Here is a 20356-nt window from a genome sequence, read left to right on the forward strand (position 1 = left end):
GACGGGGGCGCAGGACATTACGATCTCACGGCGCGACCGACATCCTTGGGCATCAGGCTCGGGGGAGCGCGCAACTCCAGTTGCGCTCTTCGCTCGCGAGGGCGCTCCCGAGATCAGACCGTCATGTGCTTGCGGACGGCGTCGGCGTCGAAGGTTTCGCGGGTGCCGGACATGACGATCTCGCCGCGATCCATGACCGCGAAATCGTCGGCCAGCTCGTGGGCGAAATCGAGATACTGCTCGACCAGCACGATCGCCATGTCGCCGCGCTGGCGCAGGAAGGTGATGGCGCGACCGATATCCTTGATCACCGACGGCTGGATGCCTTCAGTCGGTTCGTCGAGCACCAGGAGCTTGGGCCGCATGGTCAGCGCACGGCCGATGGCGAGCTGCTGTTGCTGGCCACCGGACAGATCGCCGCCACGCCGGCGCAGCATGGTCTGCAGCACCGGGAACAGCTCGAACACCTCGTCCGGCACCTTGCGCAGGTCGCGCTTGAGCGGCGCGTAGCCGGTCTCGAGATTCTCCTTCACCGTCAGCAGCGGGAAGATCTCGCGACCCTGCGGCACCATGGCGACGCCACGGCGAGCGCGATCGTAGGGCGCCAGCCTCGAGATCTCCTGCCCTTCCAGCGCGATCGAGCCCGAGGCGATCGGCTGCAGGCCGACGATGGCGCGCAGCAGACTGGTCTTGCCGACGCCATTGCGGCCCAGCAGACAGGTGACGCGGCCAACGGCAGCTGTGAGCGAGACGGAACGCAGTGCCTGGGCCGCGCCGTAGAAGAGATTGACGTTCTGGACCGTGAGCATCATCGCGTTAGCGTCCCAGATACACTTCGACCACCCGCGGATCGGCGCTGACCTGATCGAGCGAGCCCTCGGCCAGCATCGAGCCTTCGTGCAGCACCGTCACCTTGACGCCGAGCGCGCGCACGAAGCTCATGTCGTGCTCGACCACCACGACCGAATGGGACTTGTTGATCTCGCGCAGCACGGCGGCCGTGGTCTCCGTCTCGACATCGGTCATGCCGGCCACAGGCTCGTCGACCAGCAGCAGTTTCGGATCCTGCGCCAGCAGCATGCCGATCTCGAGCCACTGCTTCTGGCCGTGGCTGAGCCGCGCCGCCAGCATGTGCTGCTGCGGGCCCATGCGGATCACGGTGAGAATTTCGTCCAGCCTGTCGTTCTCGGCCTTGGTCGGCGCCGCCAGCAGCAGGCGATACCAGCTCCGCTGGCCGGCCAGCGCGAGCAGCAGGTTGTCGCGCACCGTATGGTTCTCGAACACGGTCGGCTTCTGGAACTTGCGGCCGATGCCGAGCGTGGCGATGTCTGCCTCGTCGAGTTTGGTGAGGTCGGCCTGGCCGTCGAACACGACCTCGCCCTCGTCCGGTCGCGTCTTGCCGGTGATCACGTCCATCATCGTGGTCTTGCCGGCGCCGTTGGGGCCGATGATGGCGCGCATCTCGCCCGGCTCGACCAGCAGCGACAGATTGTTCAAGGCCTTGAAGCCGTCGAACGAGACGGTGACGCCGCTGAGATAAAGCAGGGCCGAGGTCGACTTGACGGGAGAGGTCATGCTGTCGCCGTCCTCTTCGTACGCTCCTGGCGGGCCTTGTACTGCCCCCACAGCCCGACGATGCCGCGCGGCAGGAAGAGCGTCACCGCCACGAACAGGCCACCCAGCGCGAACAGCCAGACCTCCGGCAGGGCGCCGGTAAGATAGGTCTTGGTCCAGTTGACGATGAAGGCGCCGATGACCGGCCCGATCAGCGTGCCGCGGCCGCCGACCGCCACCCACAGCACCGCCTCGATCGAGTTTCCGGGCGAGAATTCGCTGGGATTGATGATGCCGACCTGCGGCACATAGAGCGCGCCGGCAATGCCGGCCATCGCCGCCGACAGCACGAACACGAACAGCTTGTAGCCTTCGACCCTGTAGCCGAGGAAGCGCATGCGGCTCTCGGCGTCACGCACCGCCGTCAGCGCCTTGCCAAAACGCGAGCCGACGACCGCGCCGGCAATCATCAGGAACAGCGCCAGCGCCAGGGCCGAAGCGAAATAGAGCGTGGCGCGCGTGCCGTCCGCCTGGACCGGGAAGCCGAGGATGTCCTTGAAGTCGGTCATGCCATTGTTGCCGCCCAGCCCCATGTCGTTGCGGAAGAAGGCCAGCAGCAGAGCGAAGGTCATCGCCTGGGTGATGATGGACAGGTAGACGCCGGTGACGCGGCTGCGGAAGGCGAACCAGCCCAGCGCCAGCGCCAGCACGCTCGGCACGATCACGATCATGGGCGCGGCGAACCAGAAATGGTCGAAGCCGTGCCAGAACCAGGGCAGCTCCTTGTAGTTCAGGAACACCATGAAGTCGGGCAGCACCGGATTGCCGTAGACGCCGCGGCTGCCGATCTGGCGCATCAGGTACATGCCCATGCAATAGCCGCCCAACGCAAAGAAGGCGGCATGGCCGAGCGAGAGGATGCCGCAATAGCCCCACACGAGGTCGACCGCCAGCGCCAGCGAGGCGTAGCAGAGATACTTGCCCACGAGCTGGAGCATCCAGGCCGGCACGTAGAACGGACTGCCGGGCGGCATGAGGAGGTTCAGCAGCGGCGGAACGATGCCGACCAGCAGCACCAGCCCGATGAACAGGCGCAGCTTGGTGTCGAGGCCCCGCCAGAGGAAACGCTGGATCATTCGACGGATCGGCCTTTCAGCGCGAACAGCCCGCGCGGGCGGCGCTGGATGAACAGGATGATGAACACCAGCACCAGGATCTTGCCCAGAACGGCACCGGCATAGGGTTCGAGGAACTTGTTGACGATGCCGAGCGTGGTGGCGCCGACCAGCGTGCCGAACAGATTGCCGACGCCGCCGAACACCACCACCATGAAGGAATCGATGATGTAGCCCTGGCCGAGATTCGGGCTGACATTGTCGATCTGGCTGAGCGCCACGCCGGCGAGCCCGGCGATGCCCGAACCGAGTCCGAAGGTCAGCGCATCGACGCGCGGGGTGCGGATACCCATGGCCGAAGCCATCGGCCGGTTCTGCGTCACCGCGCGCATATAGAGGCCGAGCGGCGTCTTGCGCAGCAACAGGATCAGCGTGGCGAACACCAGCAGCGCGAACACGACGATCCAGAGCCGCCCGTAGGTCACGTCGATCTGGCCGACCAGGAACGAGCCGGACATCCAGGACGGCGCCGCCACCTCGCGGTTGGTGGGACCGAAGATGGTGCGCACCGCCTGTTGCAGGCCGAGCGACAGACCCCAGGTCGCCAGCAGCGTGTCGAGCGGCCGGCCGTAGAGGAAGCGGATGACGGTGCGTTCGATCAGCACGCCGATCGCGCCCGACACCAGGAAGGCGAGCGGCAGGGCGATCACGATCGAGACCTCGAACAGGTCGGGGGCGTAGGCGCGGATGGTCTGCTGCACGACGAAGGTCGTGTAGGCACCCAGCATGACCATCTCGCCATGGGCCATGTTGATCACGCCCATGGTGCCGAAGGTGATGGCGAGCCCGATGGCCGCCAGCAGCAGCACCGAGCCGAGAGAGATGCCGTACCAGACGTTCTGCGCCGCCTCCCACACCGAGAGCGTCTGGCGCAACGAGGCTGCGGCCGTCGTCGCGGCGGCCTTGATATCGGCGTCCTGGGAGGCGCTGGCCACCGTCTCCAGGATGCCGAGCGAATCGCGGTCGCCGCGATCGCGGACGACCTGGATGGCTTCGAGCTTCTGCGCCTTCGGGGCCTCGTCGGAGGCGAGCATCATCGAGGCCCGGGCCTCGGCGAAGACGCGCTTGATGCCGGCGTCCTTCTCGGCGGCCAGGGCATGCTCGACGGCCGCCAGGGCGGCCGGATTGCGTTGCTTGAACAGGGAGTCGCCCGCGCTGCGCCGCACCTTCGGATCGGGGCTCATGAGCGTGAGCGAGCCCACGGCATCGTCGATCAGGCCGCGCAAGCGGTTGTTGACCCGGACGCGTTCGAGTGCGTCTTCGGCCGCCGTGCCGGCCGGCTGCCCGGTGATGGCATCGGTGAGGGCGAGCTGATTGCCTGCGGTCTTGCCGATCACGACGAGCTTGTCGGCGGAGCGGACATAGAGCCGGCCGGCCGAGAGCGCTTCCAGGATCGGTGCCGCCCGAGCCTCGCCGGACGCGGCGAGCGCGGTGATCGCCGTCTCGCGATCACCGAAGCCGCCCGTTGTCAGATTGGCCACCAGACTACCGAGGTCGGCCGCGATCGCCGCCGTGCCGAGCACAAGCGACACGAGCACCGAGACCAAGGCTGCCAGCGGACGCGGATTAAGCATGGACCGAGACTTTAGCCGGAGAAAAGAACGGGGCGACCGGAAAGTCGCCCCGCCCCTGTGGGTTGCTGACGACCGGGGCCTACTTGCCCTTGCCGCCGCACTTGCCAGTGGCAACGTTGAAGTTGCCGCAGTTCATCGGCTGACGCCAATCGGAGATCAGGTCCTTGGAGTCGGGCAGATAGTCCGACCACTCGTCGCCGACCACCAGACCGGAGGTCTGCCACACGACGTCGAACTGGCCGTTGCCCTGGATCTCGCCGATCAGCACCGGCTTGGTGATGTGATGGTTCGGCATCATGGCCGCATAACCGCCCGTCAGGTTCGGCACCGAGATGCCGATCATCGCGTCGATCACCTTGTCGGGATCGGTCGTGCCGGCCTTCTTGACCGCCTCGACCCACATGTTGAAGCCGATGTAGTGCGCTTCCATCGGATCGTTGGTCACGCGCTTCGGATTCTTGGTGAAGGTCTGCCAGTCCTTGATGAACTTCTCGTTGGCCGGATTCTTGACCGACTCGAAGTAGTTCCAGGCGGCGAGATGGCCGACTAGCGGCTTGGTGTCGACACCGGCCAGCTCTTCCTCACCGACCGAGAAGGCGACGACCGGGATGTCCTTGGCCTTGATGCCCTGGTTGCCGAGCTCCTTGTAGAACGGCACGTTGGCGTCGCCGTTGATGGTCGAGACCACGGCCGTTTTCTTGCCTGCCGAACCGAACTTCTTGATATCCGCCACGATCGACTGCCAGTCGGAATGACCGAACGGCGTGTAGTTGATCATGATGTCTTCCTGCTTGACGCCCTTGGACTTGAGGTACGCCTCGAGGATCTTGTTGGTGGTGCGCGGATAGACGTAGTCGGTGCCGGCCAGAACCCAGCGCTGCACCTTCTCGTTGTTCATCAGGTAGTCGACCGCCGGGATCGCCTGCTGGTTCGGCGCCGCACCGGTATAGAACACGTTGCGCGAGCTCTCCTCGCCCTCGTACTGGACCGGGTAGAAGAGGATGCCGTTCAGCTCCTCGAACACCGGCAGCACCGACTTGCGGCTGACCGAGGTCCAGCAGCCGAACACCGCGGCGACCTTGTCCTTCTGCAGGAGTTCACGCGCCTTCTCGGCGAACAGCGGCCAGTTCGACGCCGGATCGACGACGACGGCTTCCAGCTTGCGGCCCAGCAGACCGCCCTTCTTGTTCTGCTCGTCGATCAGCATCAGCATGACGTCCTTCAGGGTCGTCTCGCTGATTGCCATCGTGCCGGACAGCGAATGCAGGATGCCGACCTTGATCGGCTCCTTGTCCTGCGCGAACGCGCCGGTCGCGGCACTGGCCAACAGGCCTGCGGCGACGAGCCCCGTCCGTACAATTGAACCCAATTTCATCCCGCTCTCCTTCGTTTCTCTTCCTTGCCCGACGGAAATCCCCCGCCGCGCCCAGGAATGCGAAAGGCGTGCCAACAGCGTTCTGCTAAATACGTGCGGACGAGGGGAAATAGGGGCGGACCGCACGAAAGGCTTAAGAATCCGCGTGTTAACCCCTAGAATTTCTTGGCTCACATCAGGAGATGACGGCTTCGGCGTTTCTCCCCGAAGCATGCACGGACCATGGCCGACCCGATGAAATGCCCATGCCTCAAGGCTTCGTGGGCCCTGTGGCTGCGCTCCCACGAGCCGCTTCTCGGGCCTATTTCACAGTTTCCCGCGCAATTCGGCAGCGCGGCTGCAGTCATCCAGCCATGAAGAGGACGAATGGGTAGCTGAGCGGCCACGCCTCCTTAAAGGCAGATTCTTGCCCGGCATCGGACCAGCTGCCCGCCGGAAAGTCAGCGCACCGGGAGGCCGCCCTGACGCACGATGAAGGCGGCGATCTCGTCGACGCCCTTGTTGTCCTTGAGATTCGAAAACAGGAACGGCCGCGCGCCACGCATCTTGCGGGCGTCGCGATCCATGACCTCGAGGTTGGCGCCGACCAGCGGTGCGAGGTCGATCTTGTTGATCACCAGCAGGTCCGATCGGGTGATGCCCGGGCCGCCCTTGCGCGGGATCTTCTCCCCGGCCGCCACGTCGATGACGTAGATCGTGAGATCGGCAAGCTCGGGGGAAAAGGTCGCCGCCAGATTGTCGCCGCCCGACTCCACGAACACCAGCTCGAGCTTCGGCCACTTGCGCACGATGTCCGAGACCGCGGCGAGGTTGATCGATGCATCCTCGCGGATGGCGGTATGCGGACATCCTCCCGTCTCCACTCCGACGATGCGCTCAGGTTCCAGTGCGCCGGCGCGCGTCAGGAACTCGGCATCTTCCTTGGTGTAGATGTCGTTGGTCACCACGGCGATGTCGTACTGCTCGCGCATCCGCTTGCACAGACGCTCGACCAGCGCCGTCTTTCCCGACCCGACCGGGCCACCGACACCCACCCGCAGGGGACCGCGCAGGTTCATTTGCTCAATTCTCCCGATACCAGTGCGATATAGGCCACGCCGAGCAACAGGCACAGGGGCGAATAATAGCGCCTGTTGCGCGTGGCGAAGGGCTCGTCCGTGAAGTGCTCGCGCCACGGCCGGCTGTAGCCCGCGAGGCCGCGCGCGATGAAGACGCCGGCGATGGCGAACGAGCCCTGCGACGCCACGGTCACAGAGGCAAGGCCGAGCGCATAGACCGGCCACAGCGCAACGACGGCCAGAACGAAGGCAACGGCGAAGCAGAGCCAGGGCGGCGGCATGCGCCGTCGGCCGTCACCCACCACGCTGCGGGCCAGCGCTTCCTCGCTGGCCTCCGGCCAGTGGCTGCCCAGGCCCCACAGCAGATGAAGGGCGGCAATCGCCCCGACTCCCAGAAGCAGCAGGAACGCCAGCAGGGCGGTCATGAGCGGAACAGGCGCGTGTATTGGGTTTCGTGGCGCAGCGAACACCAGTCGAGCAACGGTGTCGCCGTCCCGACGTCATCGAGGTCGGTGACTCCGAGTGCCGCCTCCACCGTCCGTGCGACCGCGCCCTCGAGCGCCGCGAGGGCCAGTTGCCCGTCGCTTTGTCCCAGCGGCACGGACCGCACCGCCGCCGAGATCACGTTCGCGCTAAAGGCATGGAGGTAGCCTTCCAGGGAGGATTCCAGCGCGATGCCATGCGCCGCCGACGCCAACGCCACGGCGACCGGCAGCGCGATCTCCCCGGCCAGCCGCTCATGGGCCGCCTCGAGGTAGGGATGAGGCCAGGCCGTGCGCGTGATGGAGAGGAACGAGCCCCCCTGCTGGCGCGATTCGAGTGCCATCTCCGCAGTGCCGCGCCAGGCCGCCGCCCGTTCGGCAATGGCATCGAAGCCGATCCAGTCCTGGCAATCGGCAGCGCGCCAGGCAGCGGCGAACAGGGCGCCGTCGACGCAGCCCGTTCCCTGCAGCAACACGGTCTGCAGCCAGGCGACCAGCGAGGATCGGTTCGTGACCAGCCCCTCCTCCACGGCCGTCTCGACGCCGTGGCTGTAGCTGAAAGCCCCGATCGGATAGGCCGGCGACAGCCAGGCCAGCAGCCGGTAGAGCGCATGCCCGGACATGATCAGACGTGCCGTTCGGCGTGCAGGGTCCCGTGGCGATGGCCGGTATCGTGGTTGTGCTGGCCATAGGCGCCGCCTTCGGGATCGAACGGCGCCCGCACCTTGCGCACCTCAGCGCCCAAGCCCTTCAGCATATCGACGATGACATGGTCGTCGCGGATCAGGATGCGATCGGCATCGATCTCGGCCGGCAGATGCCGGTTGCCGAGATGCCAGGCCAGCCGCGCGAAGGAGGCCGCATCGCGGCCACGCACTTCGACGAGATCCTCTTCCGCCGCCTTCACCTCGACATAGCCGCCTTCTTCCAGCTTCAGCCCGTCGCCAGTGTGCAGGACGATCGGCTCGACCAGATCCAGGAGGAAATCGACGCCGCCGTTGCCCAGCATGCGAAGGCGCCGACGATAGCGGTCGTCGAACAGCAGGGTGACGGTGTCGATCCGCTCGGTCTCGGGCCAGTGGCCGGAACGTACGACGTCGGTTGCTCTCTTCATCTCATCCAACTCGTGTCATCCCGAGTCGCGCGGGATCCCGCGCGCTTCAGCGAAGGATCTTTGAGGTAACAAGAAGGGTCCCTCGCCGCGCTCGGGATGACAACCTTGTTGAGGTTCACACCTTGCCTCAGAACAGGAAGTACCGCTGTGCCATCGGCAGCACCTTCGCGGGTTCACAGGTCAGGAGTTCGCCGTCGGCGCGGACCTCGTACGTCTCGGGATCGACCTCGATCTTGGGGCAGAGCGCGTTGTGCACCATGTCCTTCTTGCCGATCTTGCGCGTTCCCTTGACGGGCAGCAGGCCGCGCGACAGCCCCCATTTCTTGGCCACGCCCTTGTCGATGGCAGCCTTCGACACGAACAGCACCGGGCTCGCCACCAGGGAGCGGCCATAGGCCCCGAACATGGGACGATAATGGACGGGCTGCGGTGTCGGGATCGAGGCGTTGGGATCGCCCATCGGCGCCGCCACGATCGTTCCCCCGATCAGCACCGCGTCGGGCTTGGCGCCGAAGAAGGCTGGCGACCAGATCACGAGATCGGCGCGCTTGCCGACCTCGATCGATCCGACATGCCTGGAGAGACCGTGGGCGATGGCGGGATTGATCGTGTACTTGGCGACGTAGCGCTTGACGCGGACATTGTCGTTGTCGCCGCTCTCTTCCTTCAGGCGGCCGCGCTGCTTCTTCATCTTGTCGGCGGTCTGCCAGGTGCGGATCACGACCTCGCCGACGCGGCCCATGGCCTGGCTGTCGGACGACATCATGGAGAACGCACCCATGTCGTGCAGGATATCCTCGGCGGCGATCGTCTCCTTGCGGATGCGACTCTCGGCAAAGGCGACGTCCTCGGGGATCGCCTGGTCGAGGTGATGGCACACCATCAGCATGTCGAGATGCTCGTCCACGGTGTTGACCGTGTAGGGCATGGTCGGATTGGTCGAGGACGGCAGCACGTTCTTCTCGCCGCACAGCCGGATGATGTCCGGCGCATGGCCGCCACCCGCGCCCTCGGTATGGAAGGTCGCGATGGTCCGACCCTTGAAGGCGGCGCGCGTGGTCTCGACGAAACCCGATTCGTTCAGCGTATCGGTGTGGATCGCCACCTGCACGTCCATGCGGTCGGCGACGGCCAGGCAATTGTCGATGGCTGCCGGGGTGGTACCCCAGTCCTCGTGCAGCTTGAGCCCGCAAGCGCCGGCCTCGATTTGCTCCTTGATACCGGCCGGCTTGCTGGTGTTGCCCTTGCCGAAGAAGCCGAGATTCATCGGCAGCCCCTCGGCCGCCTGCAGCATGCGGCCGAGATGCCAGGGACCGGGCGTGATGGTGGTGGCGAAGGTGCCGTGCGCCGGTCCCGTGCCGCCGCCCAGCATGGTCGTGACGCCGCTGTAGAGCGCCTCGTCGATCTGTTGCGGGCAGATGAAATGGATGTGGCAGTCGATGCCGCCGGCCGTGACGATCTTGCCTTCGCCCGCGATCACCTCGGTGCCGGGACCGATCACGATGTCGACCTTGGGCTGGATGTCGGGATTGCCGGCCTTGCCGATGCCCACGATCATCCCGCCGCGCAGGCCGATATCGGCCTTCACGATGCCCGAATGGTCGATGATCAGGGCATTGGTGATGACGGTGTCGACGGCACCCTGGGCGCGCGTGCGCTGGCTCTGGCCCATGCCGTCGCGGATGACCTTGCCGCCGCCGAACTTGACCTCCTCGCCATAGGTCGTGTGGTCCTTCTCGACCTCGACGAACAGGTCGGTATCGGCGAGGCGGACACGGTCGCCGACGGTCGGGCCGAACATATGGACGTAGGCGGCACGCGAGACACGAGTCGGTGCCTCGTTCGATCGCCCGACCTTGGCGACCGGGCCGAGCTTGCCGGAGACCTTGGCCTGGAAGCCGTAGCTTTCGCGGCCGCCGAGATAGGCCGTCAGGCGCACGGTGCGCGACTGGCCGGGCTCGAAGCGCACCGCCGTGCCGGCGGCGATGTCGAGCCGCATGCCACGCGCGCGCTTGCGATCGAACTTCAGCGCCTCGTTGGTCTCGAAGAAATGATAGTGACTGCCGACCTGGATCGGCCGGTCGCCGGTATTGGCGACCTCGAGCACGACGGGGTTGCGTCCGGCATTGAGCTCGAGCTCGCCTTCGGGAGTGACGATTTCGCCCGGTATCATGATCATATCCTCAGCGAATGGGAGCGTGGACGGTGACGAGCTTGGTGCCGTCGGGGAAGGTCGCCTCGACCTGGATCTCCTCGATCATGTCGGCGATACCGTCCATCACCTGATCGCGCCGCAGGACATGCGCCCCGGCCTGCATCAGATCCGCCACCGAGCGGCCGTCGCGGGCGCCTTCGACGACGAAGTCGGTAATCAGGGCGATCGCCTCGGGATGGTTGAGCTTGACGCCGCGCTCCAGGCGGCGACGGGCGACGACGGCCGCCATGGCCACCAGCAGCTTGTCCTTTTCGCGTGGCGTCAAAATCATGGAGCCCCCTCCCTTCGCTCGGTCGTCATCCTAGTGGCTTCATCATCGCACAATCATCGCACAGGCAGCATCAAACATGCCAAACCTTGGGCAGCCGTCGGCCGCGCAAGCCCGCGAGCAGCGCCACCGCGGCCGCGCGCACCCGCGTCGCCTCGCCCAGCAGGCGGGCGACGACGATACCATTGACCAGCGTCACTCCGGCCCGCACGTCGGCCACCTGTTCCAGCAGCGCGCGCGCGCGCGCCAAGGGCTCTTGCGGCGCATCGTTCGCCAGGATCACCGTGGCCAGGGCATTGCCCGCGCCGAAGCCGGCGCCATGCGGCGTCTCGCCCTCGACGCGCAACGCATCGGTCCAGACCAGCCTGCCCTCGCGTCGCACCGACCAGGCATCGAGAAGCAGGCCGGAGGTGAAACGCTCGCCGGAGGCCGCACGCCCCAGCACCACCATCTCGCAGGCCAGCAATGCGCCTCCAGGTCCGATATCGGCCACGGTGCGCCGACGCAGCCGCGCGCCTTCGAAGACGATGGTTTCCTGCGGCAGCCAGTCGAGGGCCGCGCCGTCACCGACCTCGAGCGCCACGTCGACGATGCAGTCGCCGCTGTCGGCCGCGGCGCGGTAGATCTTCTCCGCTGCCTGGCTGGTCGCCTCGGCCCGTGCCTCCGGCCCGACCTCGACAGCCATGCGCAGCCGGTCGCCCCCGGTGACACCGCCCGACGTCGTCACCAGGACGGCCTGCGGCGGATCGCCCGGTTCGGGCACGGGGAACAGGATGCGGCAGGGATCGCGTTGATAGAGATCGGCCAGCCGGGTCCGCCCCTCCCGGTGCGCAAAGACGACGCGGCTCTGCCCTGAGGCGCGTTGGAGACCGGGACGGGTGCTGGCATTCATCGGCCCCGTCTTGATAAATTAAGGATTGAAATGAGCAAGGCCTTCACGAAGGAAAGCGACGCCGACCTGGACGACGACCTGCCCGAGGATACGGGCGGGCTGCCGGCCGGCGCGAAGAATTACATGACCCCGGAAGGGTTCGCCCGCATGCGCGAGGAGTTGATGACCCTCATGCGCAAGGAACGGCCCGAGGTGGTGCAGGTTGTGTCGTGGGCAGCCGCCAATGGCGATCGCTCCGAGAATGGCGACTATCTCTACGGCAAGAAGCGCCTGCGCGAGATCGATCGGCGCATCCGATTCCTGAGCAAGCGCCTGGAACGATCCGAGGTGGTCGATCCCGCCAAGCGCCCCAAGACCGACCAGGTCTTCTTCGGTGCCACCGTGACCTGGGCCAACTCCAAGGGCGAGGAGCGCATCGTGAAGATCGTCGGCATCGACGAGGTCGATCCGGCGAAGGGCCATGTCAGCTGGATCTCGCCCATCGCCAAGGCGCTGATGCGCGCCCACGAAGGCGACATGGTCAAGATGCGCACCCCGGGCGGCGTCGAGGAGATCGAGATCGTGAAAGTGGCCTACGTGTGAGGATCAGACGCCTATCAGGCCGATGTCCTGGTACCAGCTCTGCGCCTGGACATATGACTTGATGCGTGGCGACAGCGCATGCGCCATGGCGTCGTGATAGACCCAGATCATCGCCGCGTCGTCCACGGCCAGGGCATGGATCCTGCCCGCCAGCTCGTCCTGCTTCGCAGGATCGAACGTGTTCCTCAACTCGGTCGCGAGCTTGTCGACCTCGGCGTTCTTGTAGGAACTCCAGTTGACGCCGACAGGGGCCACCTGGTCAGAAGCGAAGAACCGGATGACCGCGTAGAACGGATCCGACGTCACATGGGTGACGTTGGTGGCGGAGATGCCCGCATTCATGTCGGCCCTGGCGCCGCTGCGCCAGCCAGTCATCAGCGCTTCGAGATCGAGGACGCGGAACTCGATGTCGATGAAGGCCTCCTTCAGCATCTCCTGGATGGCTTCATTGACCATCTGATTGGTGCCGCCGGCCTGGATCGAGATCTTCGCCTTCATGCGATTCGCCTTGCCGAAGCCCGCCTCGGTCATGAGCTGCCGTGCCGCATCAGGCGCGTACTTGATCTCGAAGGTCGGCTTGCCGAACCACGGGCTGGTCCTGTCGACCTCGCCATAGGCCGGCTTCACGAGCCCGTTGAGGAGCTTCACGATCGCATCTCGGTCGATGGCGAGGTTGGCGGCCTTACGCACGCGGATGTCGGCCCACGGCGAGCCCGGCAGCAGCGAGGGATGATATTGGAAGACGTGCGGAGTGATGTTGCTCACGATCCGGGCGCCGCTCTGCTTTAGTCGATCCAGCACGTCGGGAGCGGGCGCTTCGATCAGATCGACGGTACCCGAGATCAGGGCGGCGCTCCGGCTCGAATCCTCCGGCGTGCAAAGGAGGATCATGCGATCGGCCTTGGCCACGCGCTTAGGATCCCAGTAGCCATCGTTCCTCACCAGCTCCACCCGCTCGCGCGGCACCAGGCGGGCGAGCTTGAAGGGGCCGGTGCCAGACGGCTCCGAGGCGAACTTGTTCCAGTCGCGGCCGACCTTCTCCCACTGTGCCGGACTGGAGACCAGGAACCACAGGAGCTGATAAGGAAAGAGCGAGTCGACCGTCTTGGTCTTGATCTCGATCTCCATGTCGCCGGCCTTGCGATAGCTCGCCAGGCCCGGCAGGCGCGGGCGCACCTGTGCGGCTTGGCGGGTGTCGAACTGCGGGGCATCCTTGTTGAAGATCTTCTCGAGATTCCAGATCACCGCATCGGCATCGAACGCCGACCCGTCGTGGAACTTCACGCCGGAGCGCAGCCTGATGGTCCAGATGGTCCTGTCGGCATCGCCCACCTTCCAGTCCGTCGCCAGGCCCGGGATCATCTTGCCCGGCCGATCGGAGACATCGAGTTCCCAGGCGATCAGCGGGTCGTAGATCGTCAGGCCAGTAAACTGGTAGGCGCCGGCGCCCCGATCCGGCTGGCCGGTCGTGAGGGGGACATCGGCCATCGCGATGCCGTAGCGCACGAGCTTCTCGCCGTCGGCAAGGGCAGGCCGCAGCACCGTCGGCACAGGCAAGGTGAGCGCAGCCGTGCCGGCCAGCAGTGATCGGCGTGAAAGCGTCATGCTATCTCCCCGGAATATGGACTGGGATCGAACGAAGCGATTCCCATGCCAGCGCCGGTGCGGCGCACAGTATCGTGTTGCGCACCGCTTCCCGGCAGCTTCCGAAGCAATGACGGGCGCGACCTTCGTCTGGATCAGTCGCGGCCGAGGCAAAAGCCGGAGCCAAATGCAGGGCCCGACATCCGGCCCTGCAATCAGCAGTCGAAGAACACCGTCTCCTGGGGGCCGCCGAGATGGATCGGCAACCGCCACGTTCCGTTGGCGTCGCGCTGGGCGAGCAGGGTCGAGCGACGGGCCGGCTCGATCATCTTGAGCACCGGGTCCTCGGCATTGGCCGGATCGCCCTCGAAATAGAGCCGGGTCGCGACGCGGTTCAGAAGGCCGCGAGCGAAGATCGACACGTTGATGTGCGGCGCCTGCAGGCCGCCCTGGGGCCAGGGCACCCGGCCCGGCTTGATGGTGCTGAACTGGCTGCTGCCGTCGAGCCAGGTCGAGGCGCGGCCGAAGCCCTCGAAACCCGGGTCGAGCGGCAGGTTGCGGCGATCGTCCGGGTGGTTGTAGCGGCCATGGCTGTTGGCCTGCCAGATCTCGAACACGCCATCCGGCACCACCATGCCATCGGCATCGTGCAAGCTCAGCACGATCTCGACGTGCTCGCCGGCGACATTGGGCGGCGCCAGATCCTGGCGGTAGGCTTTAACGAGCGTGCCGACATAGAACGGCCCGATGGTCTGCGACGGCGTCAGTCCCTTTGACATGATCTCATTCCATTGGCGTAGCGTTGCGGCCGCGCAGCACGATGTCGAAACGATAGGCGAGCGCCCATTCGGGCCGCGTCGAGTCGAGGTCGAAAGCCGCCTGCAGGCGATGCCGCGCCCCGTCCGGCACCGAATTGTAGATCGGGTCGAACGGCAGCAGCGGATCGTTGGGAAAATACATCTGCGTGATCAGTCGCGTCGCGAAGCTCGGACCGAACAGCGAGAAGTGGATATGGGCCGGTCGCCAGGCGTTGTAGTGATTCTTCCAGGGATAGGCGCCAGGCTTGATGGTGATGAAGTGGTAGCGCCCCTCCTCGTCGGCGCGCGCACGCCCACCGCCATAGAAGTTCGGGTCGAGCGGCGCATCGTGCTGGTCGCCCGGATGGTGGTAGCGGCCGGCCGCGTTGCACTGCCAGATCTCGACCAGAGCCTTCGGCACCGGCTTGCCGTCCTCATCGAGAACGCGTCCATGCACGAGGATGCGTTCGCCCAACGGCGGCCCCATGCGCTGGCGGGTCAGATCGTTCTCCAGCGCATCGAGCCGCTCCTCGGCGAGCAGCGGCCCGGTGATTTCCGACAGCGTGTGCGGCAGGGCGACCGCCGGCCGGCGGGGCGCGCGGCCCGGCGTCGACTTGTAGGCTTCGGACAGGTTGGCCGGATGTGTACCGGCAGCCGGTCGGCGGTAGATTTCCTTTTCCATGCCGCGAAGTTTAGCGCCGGCTCAGGCGGCGCGCACCTGCAGCCCGTCCGGCGAGGCCCGATACCCGGTCAGCGTGCGCTCCGCGAAACCGAGGCGCCAATCCAGCATTTTGGCCGCATATTCGTGCATGCGTGCGGCATAGGCCGGGTCGCCCGCCCGGTTCACGAACTGGCCGGGATCCTTCTTCAGATCGAAGAACAGCGGCGGCAGCGCGGCGAAATGCACGTACTTGAAGGACTCGTCCTGCACCACGGCGAGCGCGCACTTGTCCATCGGCAGGCCTAGAGCCGATTCAGGCTGGCTGTAGAAGAGATCGCGGAAGTCGAACTCGTAATGCACCTCGGTGCGCCAGTCCGCCGGCGGCTCGCCGTTGCAGAAGGGCAGCATCGAGCGGCCGTCGCACTGGCGCGGCACGGGCAGGTCCAGCCAGTCGAGGATGGTCGGCATGGTGTCGATCGTCTCGGTGAAGCGATCGACGATGGTGCCGCGCGTGGCATCGGCGCTAGCGCGCGGATCGCGGATGACGAGCGGAATCCGATAGGACTCGTCGAAATAGCCGATCTTGCCCAGCAGGTAGTGGTCGCCGCCCTGCTCGGCGTGGTCGCAGGTGAAGATGATCAGCGTGTCATCCCACTGCCCGGTCTGCTTCAGATAGTCGAACACGCGGCCGAGATGATCGTCGATCTCGCTCATCAGGCCGCAGTAGGTGGCACGCATCTGCGCCACTTCCGCCTCGGTCATCTCCGACCCGAGACCCTGCCCGTCCTGGAAGAAGCTCGCCTGCTTGATGTTGTTGACGTAGTAGGCGAGCAGCGGATTTTGCTTGGCTTCCTCTTGCGGCGTCGCGGCGCGCACGGGCTTGGGCATGTCCTCGGGCCGGTACATGGCGTGATACGGCGCCGGCGCGATGAAGGGCGGATGCGGCCGGTAGTAGCCGAGATGCAGGAACCAGGGCTTGCCGCCATGGCCCTGCAGATAGGCGAGGCCCCGCTCGGTGAACCAGGCAGTGTCCGAAAGGTCCTTCGGGATTACGGCGGCGCGCTCGGTCGCACCCGTGCCGGCGCCGCCCTGTGGCAGCCAGATATCTTCGCGGATCTTGGGCAGGTCGAAGCCCTGGCTCGCGACCCAGCCGAAATAGGCGTCGCGATTCTCGAAGGCGCCGACGGGATTGAAGCCATCCATGATATCGCCCAGCACAAAGAAGCGCGGATCGCTAGGCGCCGTCTTGCGCGGATCGGGCGTCGTGGTCGTGTAGCCGACCAGCGCCGGATCATAGCCGCCACTGCGCAGCTCCTTGGCCAGATTGGTGAAGCGCGAATCGAGCGGAATGGTGTTCTGCACCGCACGGTGGTTCATCATGTACATGCCGGTCAGCAGGCTGGCGCGCGCCGGCCCGCAGGGAACAGCCTGCGTGAAATGGTTGCGGAAGGTCACGCCCTCGGCACACAGCCGGTCGAGGTTGGGAAGCTTGAGGTAGCCAGCGCCGAGCTTGGGCAGCATCGCCCCGCGCCACTGGTCGACGACGATCAACAGGACATTTTTGCGAGCGGACATGCATTCTCACCATGGTTGGCCGTCGGCCAGTTTGCGTTAGAGTGACACCAAAGAAGAGGAGGAAAGAACACGTGGCACGCTTCAAAATCGTGACAACGGGCCCCGGCGGCAGCGATCATTCTCTGGAAATGGAAGCTTTGACCGGCCTCGGCGCGGAGATCGTCGAGATTTCCGGCGGCGATGACGAGTTGGCCAAAGCGGTGGCGGACGCCGACGGCATCTATGCCAAGGGGCGGCCTCGGATCACGGCCAAGGTCATCGAGGCCGGCAAGAAGCTGAAGGTCGTGTCGCTCGGCAGCGTCGGGGTCGATTCGGTCGATGTCGATGCCGCGACCAAGCTCGGCATTCCCGTCACCAACGTGCCGGATACGTTCATCGAGGAAGTGGCCGATCATGCCATGACCCTGATCCTGGCGACCTGGCGGCGTCTTGTCGTGCAGGATCGCATGGTGCGCACCGGCGAATGGACCAAGGCGCGCCCCATGCTCTACCAGTTTCCGCGCCTGATGGGCCAGACGCTCGGCTTCATCTCCTTCGGCCATGTCGCTCGGGCGACCGCCAAGCGGGCGGCGCCCTTCGGTTTCCAGATGCTCGCCTACGATCCCTTCATCGAAGAACTGGTCATGTCGGAGCATGGCGTGCAGCCCGTCGGTCTCGATGAGCTGCTGGAGCGGTCCGACATCATTTCCATGCATGCGCCGGGGACGAAGGAGGCGCATCATCTCCTCAAGGAAGCGCACTTCCGCAAGATGAGGAAGACGGCGCTGTTCGTGAACACGGGCCGCGGCGCGACAGTCGACGAACCGGCCCTGATCAAGGCACTGCAGGAAGGATGGATCGCCGGCGCCGGCCTCGATGTGCTGGAGACCGAGCCGGTCGGGCACAACAACCCGCTGCTCGGCATGGACAATGTGATCCTGACGGCCCATGTGGCCTCGGCCTCCGATCGCTTCGATAAGGCGCGCAAGCGGCGCGTCGGCGCCGAGCTGGCGCTGGTGCTTTCCGGCCGCTGGCCCCGCGCCTGTGTCAATCCGGCCGTACTGGAGAAGTCCGCCCTGCAGCGCTGGCAGCCCTATTCGATGGAGCGAGGCCCCGGAAACTGACGGAGGGCGGATGGCGGCCTATTTCATTTCCGACGTGTCGCCGAAGGACTCCGACGCCTTCGACACCTATCGCAATCGAGCGGCGGCCTCGATTGCGCGGTATGGCGGTCACTACCTGGTGCGAGCGGGTGCCATCGAACCTATAGAAGGCGACTGGAAGCCGCGCGCGATCGTGATCGTCGCCTTTCCAAGCCTGGAGCAGGCGCGCGCGTGGTACCGGTCGCCCGAATACGCGCAGGCGCTCGAGGTGCGTGACCGTGCGCTCAGCCGCAAGCTGATCCTGGTCGAAGGCGTGGCCGAGCCCGAAGGCGCTTAGGCCGTCTTCATGGCCGTCGGCTCGCCCAGCAGCGAGACATGGGCGGCAACGATGCGCCAGCCTTCGGGCGTGCGCATCCAAGTGTGACTCTGGCGGCCGATGCGGGTTTGCCCATGGCGACGGAATTCGCAGTTGGCGGTGCCGAAGTCGTGGCCGTAGGTGACGATCCACAGCTTCAGGAGATCGCGGCCGACCACGAACGTCGGATCGCGCCCCGAGCGGAAGGCGGCGATCTGATCGTAACCGTAGAGCTGCTCGCCCACGCCATAGCGCAGCGTATGCGGACTGTTCCAGAACAGCTCGTCGAGCATGGCCACGTCGTTGGTATTGAGCGCCGTCTCGTAACGGTGGAAGGCGGCCGTCACCTCAGCCACCACCGACGGAATGTTGATCTCCATGTCTCCCCCTTACGCCCCTCTCCTCACGCTGGCGTCGACGCGCACACGCCCTGCTTTTCCAGATAGGCCGACACGCGCAGCGCGGCCTGTTCATTGTAAGGCTTGGCGATCACCTGGACACCGATCGGCATCCGACCTGGCGCGCGCGTGGGCACGGCGACGACAGGTAGCCCGATGAACGAGATCGGCTGGGTATAGAGGCCGAGATTGGCGCGCACCGGCAGGTCGACGCCGTCCAATGTCATCATCTTCTGGCCGATCTTGGGTGCCGAGCGCGGCGTCGCCGGCGCCAGGATGATGTCCACTTCCTCGAACAGCTTGAGCACGGCGGCACGATACTGGCGCCGGAAACGCTGCGCTTTGACATACCAGGCACCGGGCAGGAGGGCGCCGGCCATGAAGCGCTCACGTGTGTCAGGATCGAAATCCTGCGGTCGCGTCTTCAGTCGCGACAGGTGCAGTTGCGCCCCTTCGATCGCGGTGATGACATAGGCGGCCGCCCGCGCAGCGGCCGCCTGCGGCAGTACCACGCGTCGGGTTGCGTTCAGCGCCTTGGCCACCGTTTCCACCGCTTCGAAGGCCTCGGGCTCACCGCCGCGCGCGAAGTAATCGCCGGCAACCGCGATGCGCAGGCCGGCGATTCCCTCATCCAACCCGAGGACCGTGAGATCGGCCAGACGATCCGTGCACACCGGGTCTTCCGGATCCCAGCCCTGCATGGCATCGAAGGCCAAGGCAAGATCCATCGTCGAGCGCGCGATCGGACCGAGATGGTCGAAGGCATCGACGAAGGGAAAGGATCCGGCGCGACTCAATCGGCCGTAGGTCGGCTTCAATCCGAACAGGCCGCAAAGCGAGGACGGCACGCGAATCGAGCCGTTGGTATCGGAGCCCAGGGACAGCGGCACTTCGCCTGAAGCGACGGCTGCCCCGGAACCGCCGGACGATCCGCCGGTCATGCAGGTGGGATCGTGCGGATTGCGCGACGGGCCGTAATGCGCATTCTCGCCGGTGAAGTCATAGGCGTATTCGCCCATGTTGAGGCCGCCGACGAGGATCGCCCCCGCCACTTCCAATTTGCGGACCAACGCGCCATCGCGCCGCGCCTTCGGCCCATCGACGTTGATCTTGGATCCGGCCCGCGTCGGCAGGCCTTCGATATCGAACAGATTCTTGACCGCGAACGGCACGCCGGCGAGCGGACCGAGATGACGACCGGCATCGAGCTCGCCCGCGCGCTTGCGTGCCCGCTCGGCGACGATATCCGTGAAGGCGTTCACGGTCGGCTCGGTCGCGGCGATGCGCTGCAAGGCCGCTTCGACCACGGCGCTCGCCTTGACCTTGCCGCTGGCGACCGCCCGGGCGATGTCGGCTGCCGTTGCGGCCTTCGACAGGGGATCGATCATGGCCGGTACACCGGCAGCGGAGTGAGTTCGTCTTCGAGCTCGACGGCCAGCAACGGCGCCGCGATCGCAAGAGCGCGTTCGAGATTGAGGATCACGTTGGCCCGATATTCGGGCGCTATGGGGAGGCCGATGGCCTTGGCCTCCTCGTCGACCCAGCGCGCCACGTCAGGCTTCTGATCCATCGCATTCTCCCCCTTGGCAAAGCCATCCAGCTTGGCGCCCCGAAC

The 20356-nt window shown here is 65.8% G+C and carries 22 protein-coding genes; 3 read left to right on the top strand and 19 right to left on the bottom strand.

What is annotated here, in order from left to right:
* Positions 1-113: 113 nt before the first annotated feature.
* The 12 genes from urtE to B5D62_RS11100 form a co-directional block, all read right to left on the bottom strand.
* The gene (gene urtE, locus B5D62_RS11045; protein WP_085934720.1) at positions 114-809 is read right to left on the bottom strand and encodes an urea ABC transporter ATP-binding subunit UrtE; all 696 of its coding nucleotides are present in this window, start codon (positions 807-809) and stop codon (positions 114-116) included.
* A 7-nt stretch (positions 810-816) separates the two neighbouring features.
* Positions 817-1575 (bottom strand): urea ABC transporter ATP-binding protein UrtD, encoded by a 759-nt coding sequence (gene urtD / locus B5D62_RS11050; protein ID WP_085933923.1) that lies wholly within the window; start codon positions 1573-1575, stop codon positions 817-819.
* Positions 1572-2690, bottom strand: coding sequence for an urea ABC transporter permease subunit UrtC (gene urtC, locus B5D62_RS11055; protein ID WP_085933924.1), 1119 nt, complete (start codon positions 2688-2690; stop codon positions 1572-1574). The genes urtD and urtC overlap by 4 nt, the downstream gene beginning before the upstream one ends.
* A complete protein-coding gene (gene urtB / locus B5D62_RS11060; RefSeq protein ID WP_085933925.1) occupies positions 2687-4303 on the bottom strand; it encodes an urea ABC transporter permease subunit UrtB in 1617 nt (538 codons plus the stop codon). Before urtB ends, urtC begins: the two co-directional genes overlap by 4 nt.
* A gap of 79 nt (positions 4304-4382) precedes the next feature.
* On the bottom strand, positions 4383-5678 hold the full coding sequence (gene urtA / locus B5D62_RS11065) for an urea ABC transporter substrate-binding protein (protein ID WP_085933926.1): 1296 nt from the start codon (positions 5676-5678) through the stop codon (positions 4383-4385).
* A gap of 440 nt (positions 5679-6118) precedes the next feature.
* On the bottom strand, positions 6119-6736 hold the full coding sequence (gene ureG, locus B5D62_RS11070) for an urease accessory protein UreG (protein ID WP_085933927.1): 618 nt from the start codon (positions 6734-6736) through the stop codon (positions 6119-6121).
* Positions 6733-7161 (bottom strand): DUF3995 domain-containing protein, encoded by a 429-nt coding sequence (locus B5D62_RS11075; protein WP_085933928.1) that lies wholly within the window; start codon positions 7159-7161, stop codon positions 6733-6735. The genes ureG and B5D62_RS11075 overlap by 4 nt, the downstream gene beginning before the upstream one ends.
* Positions 7158-7841 (bottom strand): urease accessory protein UreF, encoded by a 684-nt coding sequence (locus B5D62_RS11080; RefSeq protein ID WP_085933929.1) that lies wholly within the window; start codon positions 7839-7841, stop codon positions 7158-7160. Before B5D62_RS11080 ends, B5D62_RS11075 begins: the two co-directional genes overlap by 4 nt.
* Positions 7842-7843: 2 nt before the next feature.
* Positions 7844-8332 (bottom strand): urease accessory protein UreE, encoded by a 489-nt coding sequence (locus B5D62_RS11085; RefSeq protein WP_085933930.1) that lies wholly within the window; start codon positions 8330-8332, stop codon positions 7844-7846.
* 127 nt (positions 8333-8459) lie between these two features.
* The gene (gene ureC / locus B5D62_RS11090) at positions 8460-10505 is read right to left on the bottom strand and encodes an urease subunit alpha (RefSeq protein WP_139373841.1); all 2046 of its coding nucleotides are present in this window, start codon (positions 10503-10505) and stop codon (positions 8460-8462) included.
* Positions 10506-10515: 10 nt separating this feature from the next.
* A complete protein-coding gene (locus B5D62_RS11095; RefSeq protein WP_085933932.1) occupies positions 10516-10818 on the bottom strand; it encodes an urease subunit gamma in 303 nt (100 codons plus the stop codon).
* 70 nt (positions 10819-10888) lie between these two features.
* On the bottom strand, positions 10889-11707 hold the full coding sequence (locus B5D62_RS11100) for an urease accessory protein UreD (protein WP_085933933.1): 819 nt from the start codon (positions 11705-11707) through the stop codon (positions 10889-10891).
* 30 nt (positions 11708-11737) lie between these two features.
* Here B5D62_RS11100 and greB point away from each other — a divergent pair, with 30 nt between their 5' ends.
* Entirely contained in the window at positions 11738-12289 is a 552-nt protein-coding gene (gene greB, locus B5D62_RS11105) for a transcription elongation factor GreB (protein WP_085933934.1), read from the top strand.
* A gap of 3 nt (positions 12290-12292) precedes the next feature.
* Here greB and B5D62_RS11110 read toward each other — a convergent pair whose 3' ends face one another.
* From B5D62_RS11110 to pehA, 4 genes are all read right to left on the bottom strand, one after another.
* Positions 12293-13894 carry an ABC transporter substrate-binding protein gene (locus B5D62_RS11110; protein ID WP_085933935.1) on the bottom strand — a complete coding sequence of 534 codons (1602 nt, stop codon included), beginning with the start codon at positions 13892-13894 and terminating at the stop codon, positions 12293-12295.
* A 194-nt stretch (positions 13895-14088) separates the two neighbouring features.
* Positions 14089-14652: a protocatechuate 3,4-dioxygenase subunit alpha gene (gene pcaG / locus B5D62_RS11115; protein ID WP_085933936.1), complete on the bottom strand. Its 564-nt coding sequence runs from the start codon at positions 14650-14652 to the stop codon at positions 14089-14091.
* A gap of 4 nt (positions 14653-14656) precedes the next feature.
* Entirely contained in the window at positions 14657-15352 is a 696-nt protein-coding gene (gene pcaH, locus B5D62_RS11120; protein ID WP_085933937.1) for a protocatechuate 3,4-dioxygenase subunit beta, read from the bottom strand.
* 21 nt (positions 15353-15373) lie between these two features.
* Positions 15374-16906 (bottom strand): phosphoric/sulfuric ester hydrolase PehA, encoded by a 1533-nt coding sequence (gene pehA / locus B5D62_RS11125; protein ID WP_085933938.1) that lies wholly within the window; start codon positions 16904-16906, stop codon positions 15374-15376.
* 71 nt (positions 16907-16977) lie between these two features.
* On the opposite strand from pehA, the gene B5D62_RS11130 reads away from it, so the two are divergent.
* Positions 16978-18009: a C-terminal binding protein gene (locus B5D62_RS11130; protein ID WP_085933939.1), complete on the top strand. Its 1032-nt coding sequence runs from the start codon at positions 16978-16980 to the stop codon at positions 18007-18009.
* 10 nt (positions 18010-18019) lie between these two features.
* Positions 18020-18325 carry a DUF1330 domain-containing protein gene (locus B5D62_RS11135; RefSeq protein ID WP_085933940.1) on the top strand — a complete coding sequence of 102 codons (306 nt, stop codon included), beginning with the start codon at positions 18020-18022 and terminating at the stop codon, positions 18323-18325.
* Here B5D62_RS11135 and hpxZ read toward each other — a convergent pair.
* From hpxZ to B5D62_RS11150, 3 genes are read right to left on the bottom strand one after another with little or no spacing between them, the layout of a single operon-like run.
* A complete protein-coding gene (gene hpxZ / locus B5D62_RS11140; RefSeq protein WP_085933941.1) occupies positions 18322-18723 on the bottom strand; it encodes an oxalurate catabolism protein HpxZ in 402 nt (133 codons plus the stop codon). The genes B5D62_RS11135 and hpxZ overlap by 4 nt on opposite strands.
* Positions 18724-18746: 23 nt before the next feature.
* Positions 18747-20129, bottom strand: coding sequence for an AtzE family amidohydrolase (locus B5D62_RS11145; protein ID WP_085933942.1), 1383 nt, complete (start codon positions 20127-20129; stop codon positions 18747-18749).
* A complete protein-coding gene (locus B5D62_RS11150; protein ID WP_085933943.1) occupies positions 20126-20311 on the bottom strand; it encodes a DUF4089 domain-containing protein in 186 nt (61 codons plus the stop codon). Before B5D62_RS11150 ends, B5D62_RS11145 begins: the two co-directional genes overlap by 4 nt.
* Positions 20312-20356: the final 45 nt, after the last annotated feature.

The sequence above is a fragment of the Enhydrobacter aerosaccus genome (genome assembly GCF_900167455.1).
Classification (GTDB): domain Bacteria; phylum Pseudomonadota; class Alphaproteobacteria; order Reyranellales; family Reyranellaceae; genus Reyranella; species Reyranella aerosaccus.

Coding starts and splice junctions, on each gene's coding strand:
- urtE (WP_085934720.1), bottom strand. CDS start 809: ATGCTCACGGTCCAGAACGTCAATCTCTTCTACGGCGCGGCCCAGGCA.
- greB (WP_085933934.1), top strand. CDS start 11,738: ATGAGCAAGGCCTTCACGAAGGAAAGCGACGCCGACCTGGACGACGAC.
- B5D62_RS11095 (WP_085933932.1), bottom strand. CDS start 10,818: ATGATTTTGACGCCACGCGAAAAGGACAAGCTGCTGGTGGCCATGGCG.
- pcaH (WP_085933937.1), bottom strand. CDS start 15,352: ATGGAAAAGGAAATCTACCGCCGACCGGCTGCCGGTACACATCCGGCC.
- hpxZ (WP_085933941.1), bottom strand. CDS start 18,723: ATGGAGATCAACATTCCGTCGGTGGTGGCTGAGGTGACGGCCGCCTTC.
- urtB (WP_085933925.1), bottom strand. CDS start 4,303: ATGCTTAATCCGCGTCCGCTGGCAGCCTTGGTCTCGGTGCTCGTGTCG.
- B5D62_RS11085 (WP_085933930.1), bottom strand. CDS start 8,332: ATGAAGAGAGCAACCGACGTCGTACGTTCCGGCCACTGGCCCGAGACC.
- B5D62_RS11150 (WP_085933943.1), bottom strand. CDS start 20,311: ATGGATCAGAAGCCTGACGTGGCGCGCTGGGTCGACGAGGAGGCCAAG.
- urtD (WP_085933923.1), bottom strand. CDS start 1,575: ATGACCTCTCCCGTCAAGTCGACCTCGGCCCTGCTTTATCTCAGCGGC.
- B5D62_RS11075 (WP_085933928.1), bottom strand. CDS start 7,161: ATGACCGCCCTGCTGGCGTTCCTGCTGCTTCTGGGAGTCGGGGCGATT.
- ureC (WP_139373841.1), bottom strand. CDS start 10,505: ATGATACCGGGCGAAATCGTCACTCCCGAAGGCGAGCTCGAGCTCAAT.
- B5D62_RS11100 (WP_085933933.1), bottom strand. CDS start 11,707: ATGAATGCCAGCACCCGTCCCGGTCTCCAACGCGCCTCAGGGCAGAGC.
- urtA (WP_085933926.1), bottom strand. CDS start 5,678: ATGAAATTGGGTTCAATTGTACGGACGGGGCTCGTCGCCGCAGGCCTG.
- pcaG (WP_085933936.1), bottom strand. CDS start 14,652: ATGTCAAAGGGACTGACGCCGTCGCAGACCATCGGGCCGTTCTATGTC.
- B5D62_RS11145 (WP_085933942.1), bottom strand. CDS start 20,129: ATGATCGATCCCCTGTCGAAGGCCGCAACGGCAGCCGACATCGCCCGG.
- ureG (WP_085933927.1), bottom strand. CDS start 6,736: ATGAACCTGCGCGGTCCCCTGCGGGTGGGTGTCGGTGGCCCGGTCGGG.
- B5D62_RS11110 (WP_085933935.1), bottom strand. CDS start 13,894: ATGACGCTTTCACGCCGATCACTGCTGGCCGGCACGGCTGCGCTCACC.
- pehA (WP_085933938.1), bottom strand. CDS start 16,906: ATGTCCGCTCGCAAAAATGTCCTGTTGATCGTCGTCGACCAGTGGCGC.
- urtC (WP_085933924.1), bottom strand. CDS start 2,690: ATGATCCAGCGTTTCCTCTGGCGGGGCCTCGACACCAAGCTGCGCCTG.
- B5D62_RS11080 (WP_085933929.1), bottom strand. CDS start 7,841: ATGTCCGGGCATGCGCTCTACCGGCTGCTGGCCTGGCTGTCGCCGGCC.
- B5D62_RS11135 (WP_085933940.1), top strand. CDS start 18,020: ATGGCGGCCTATTTCATTTCCGACGTGTCGCCGAAGGACTCCGACGCC.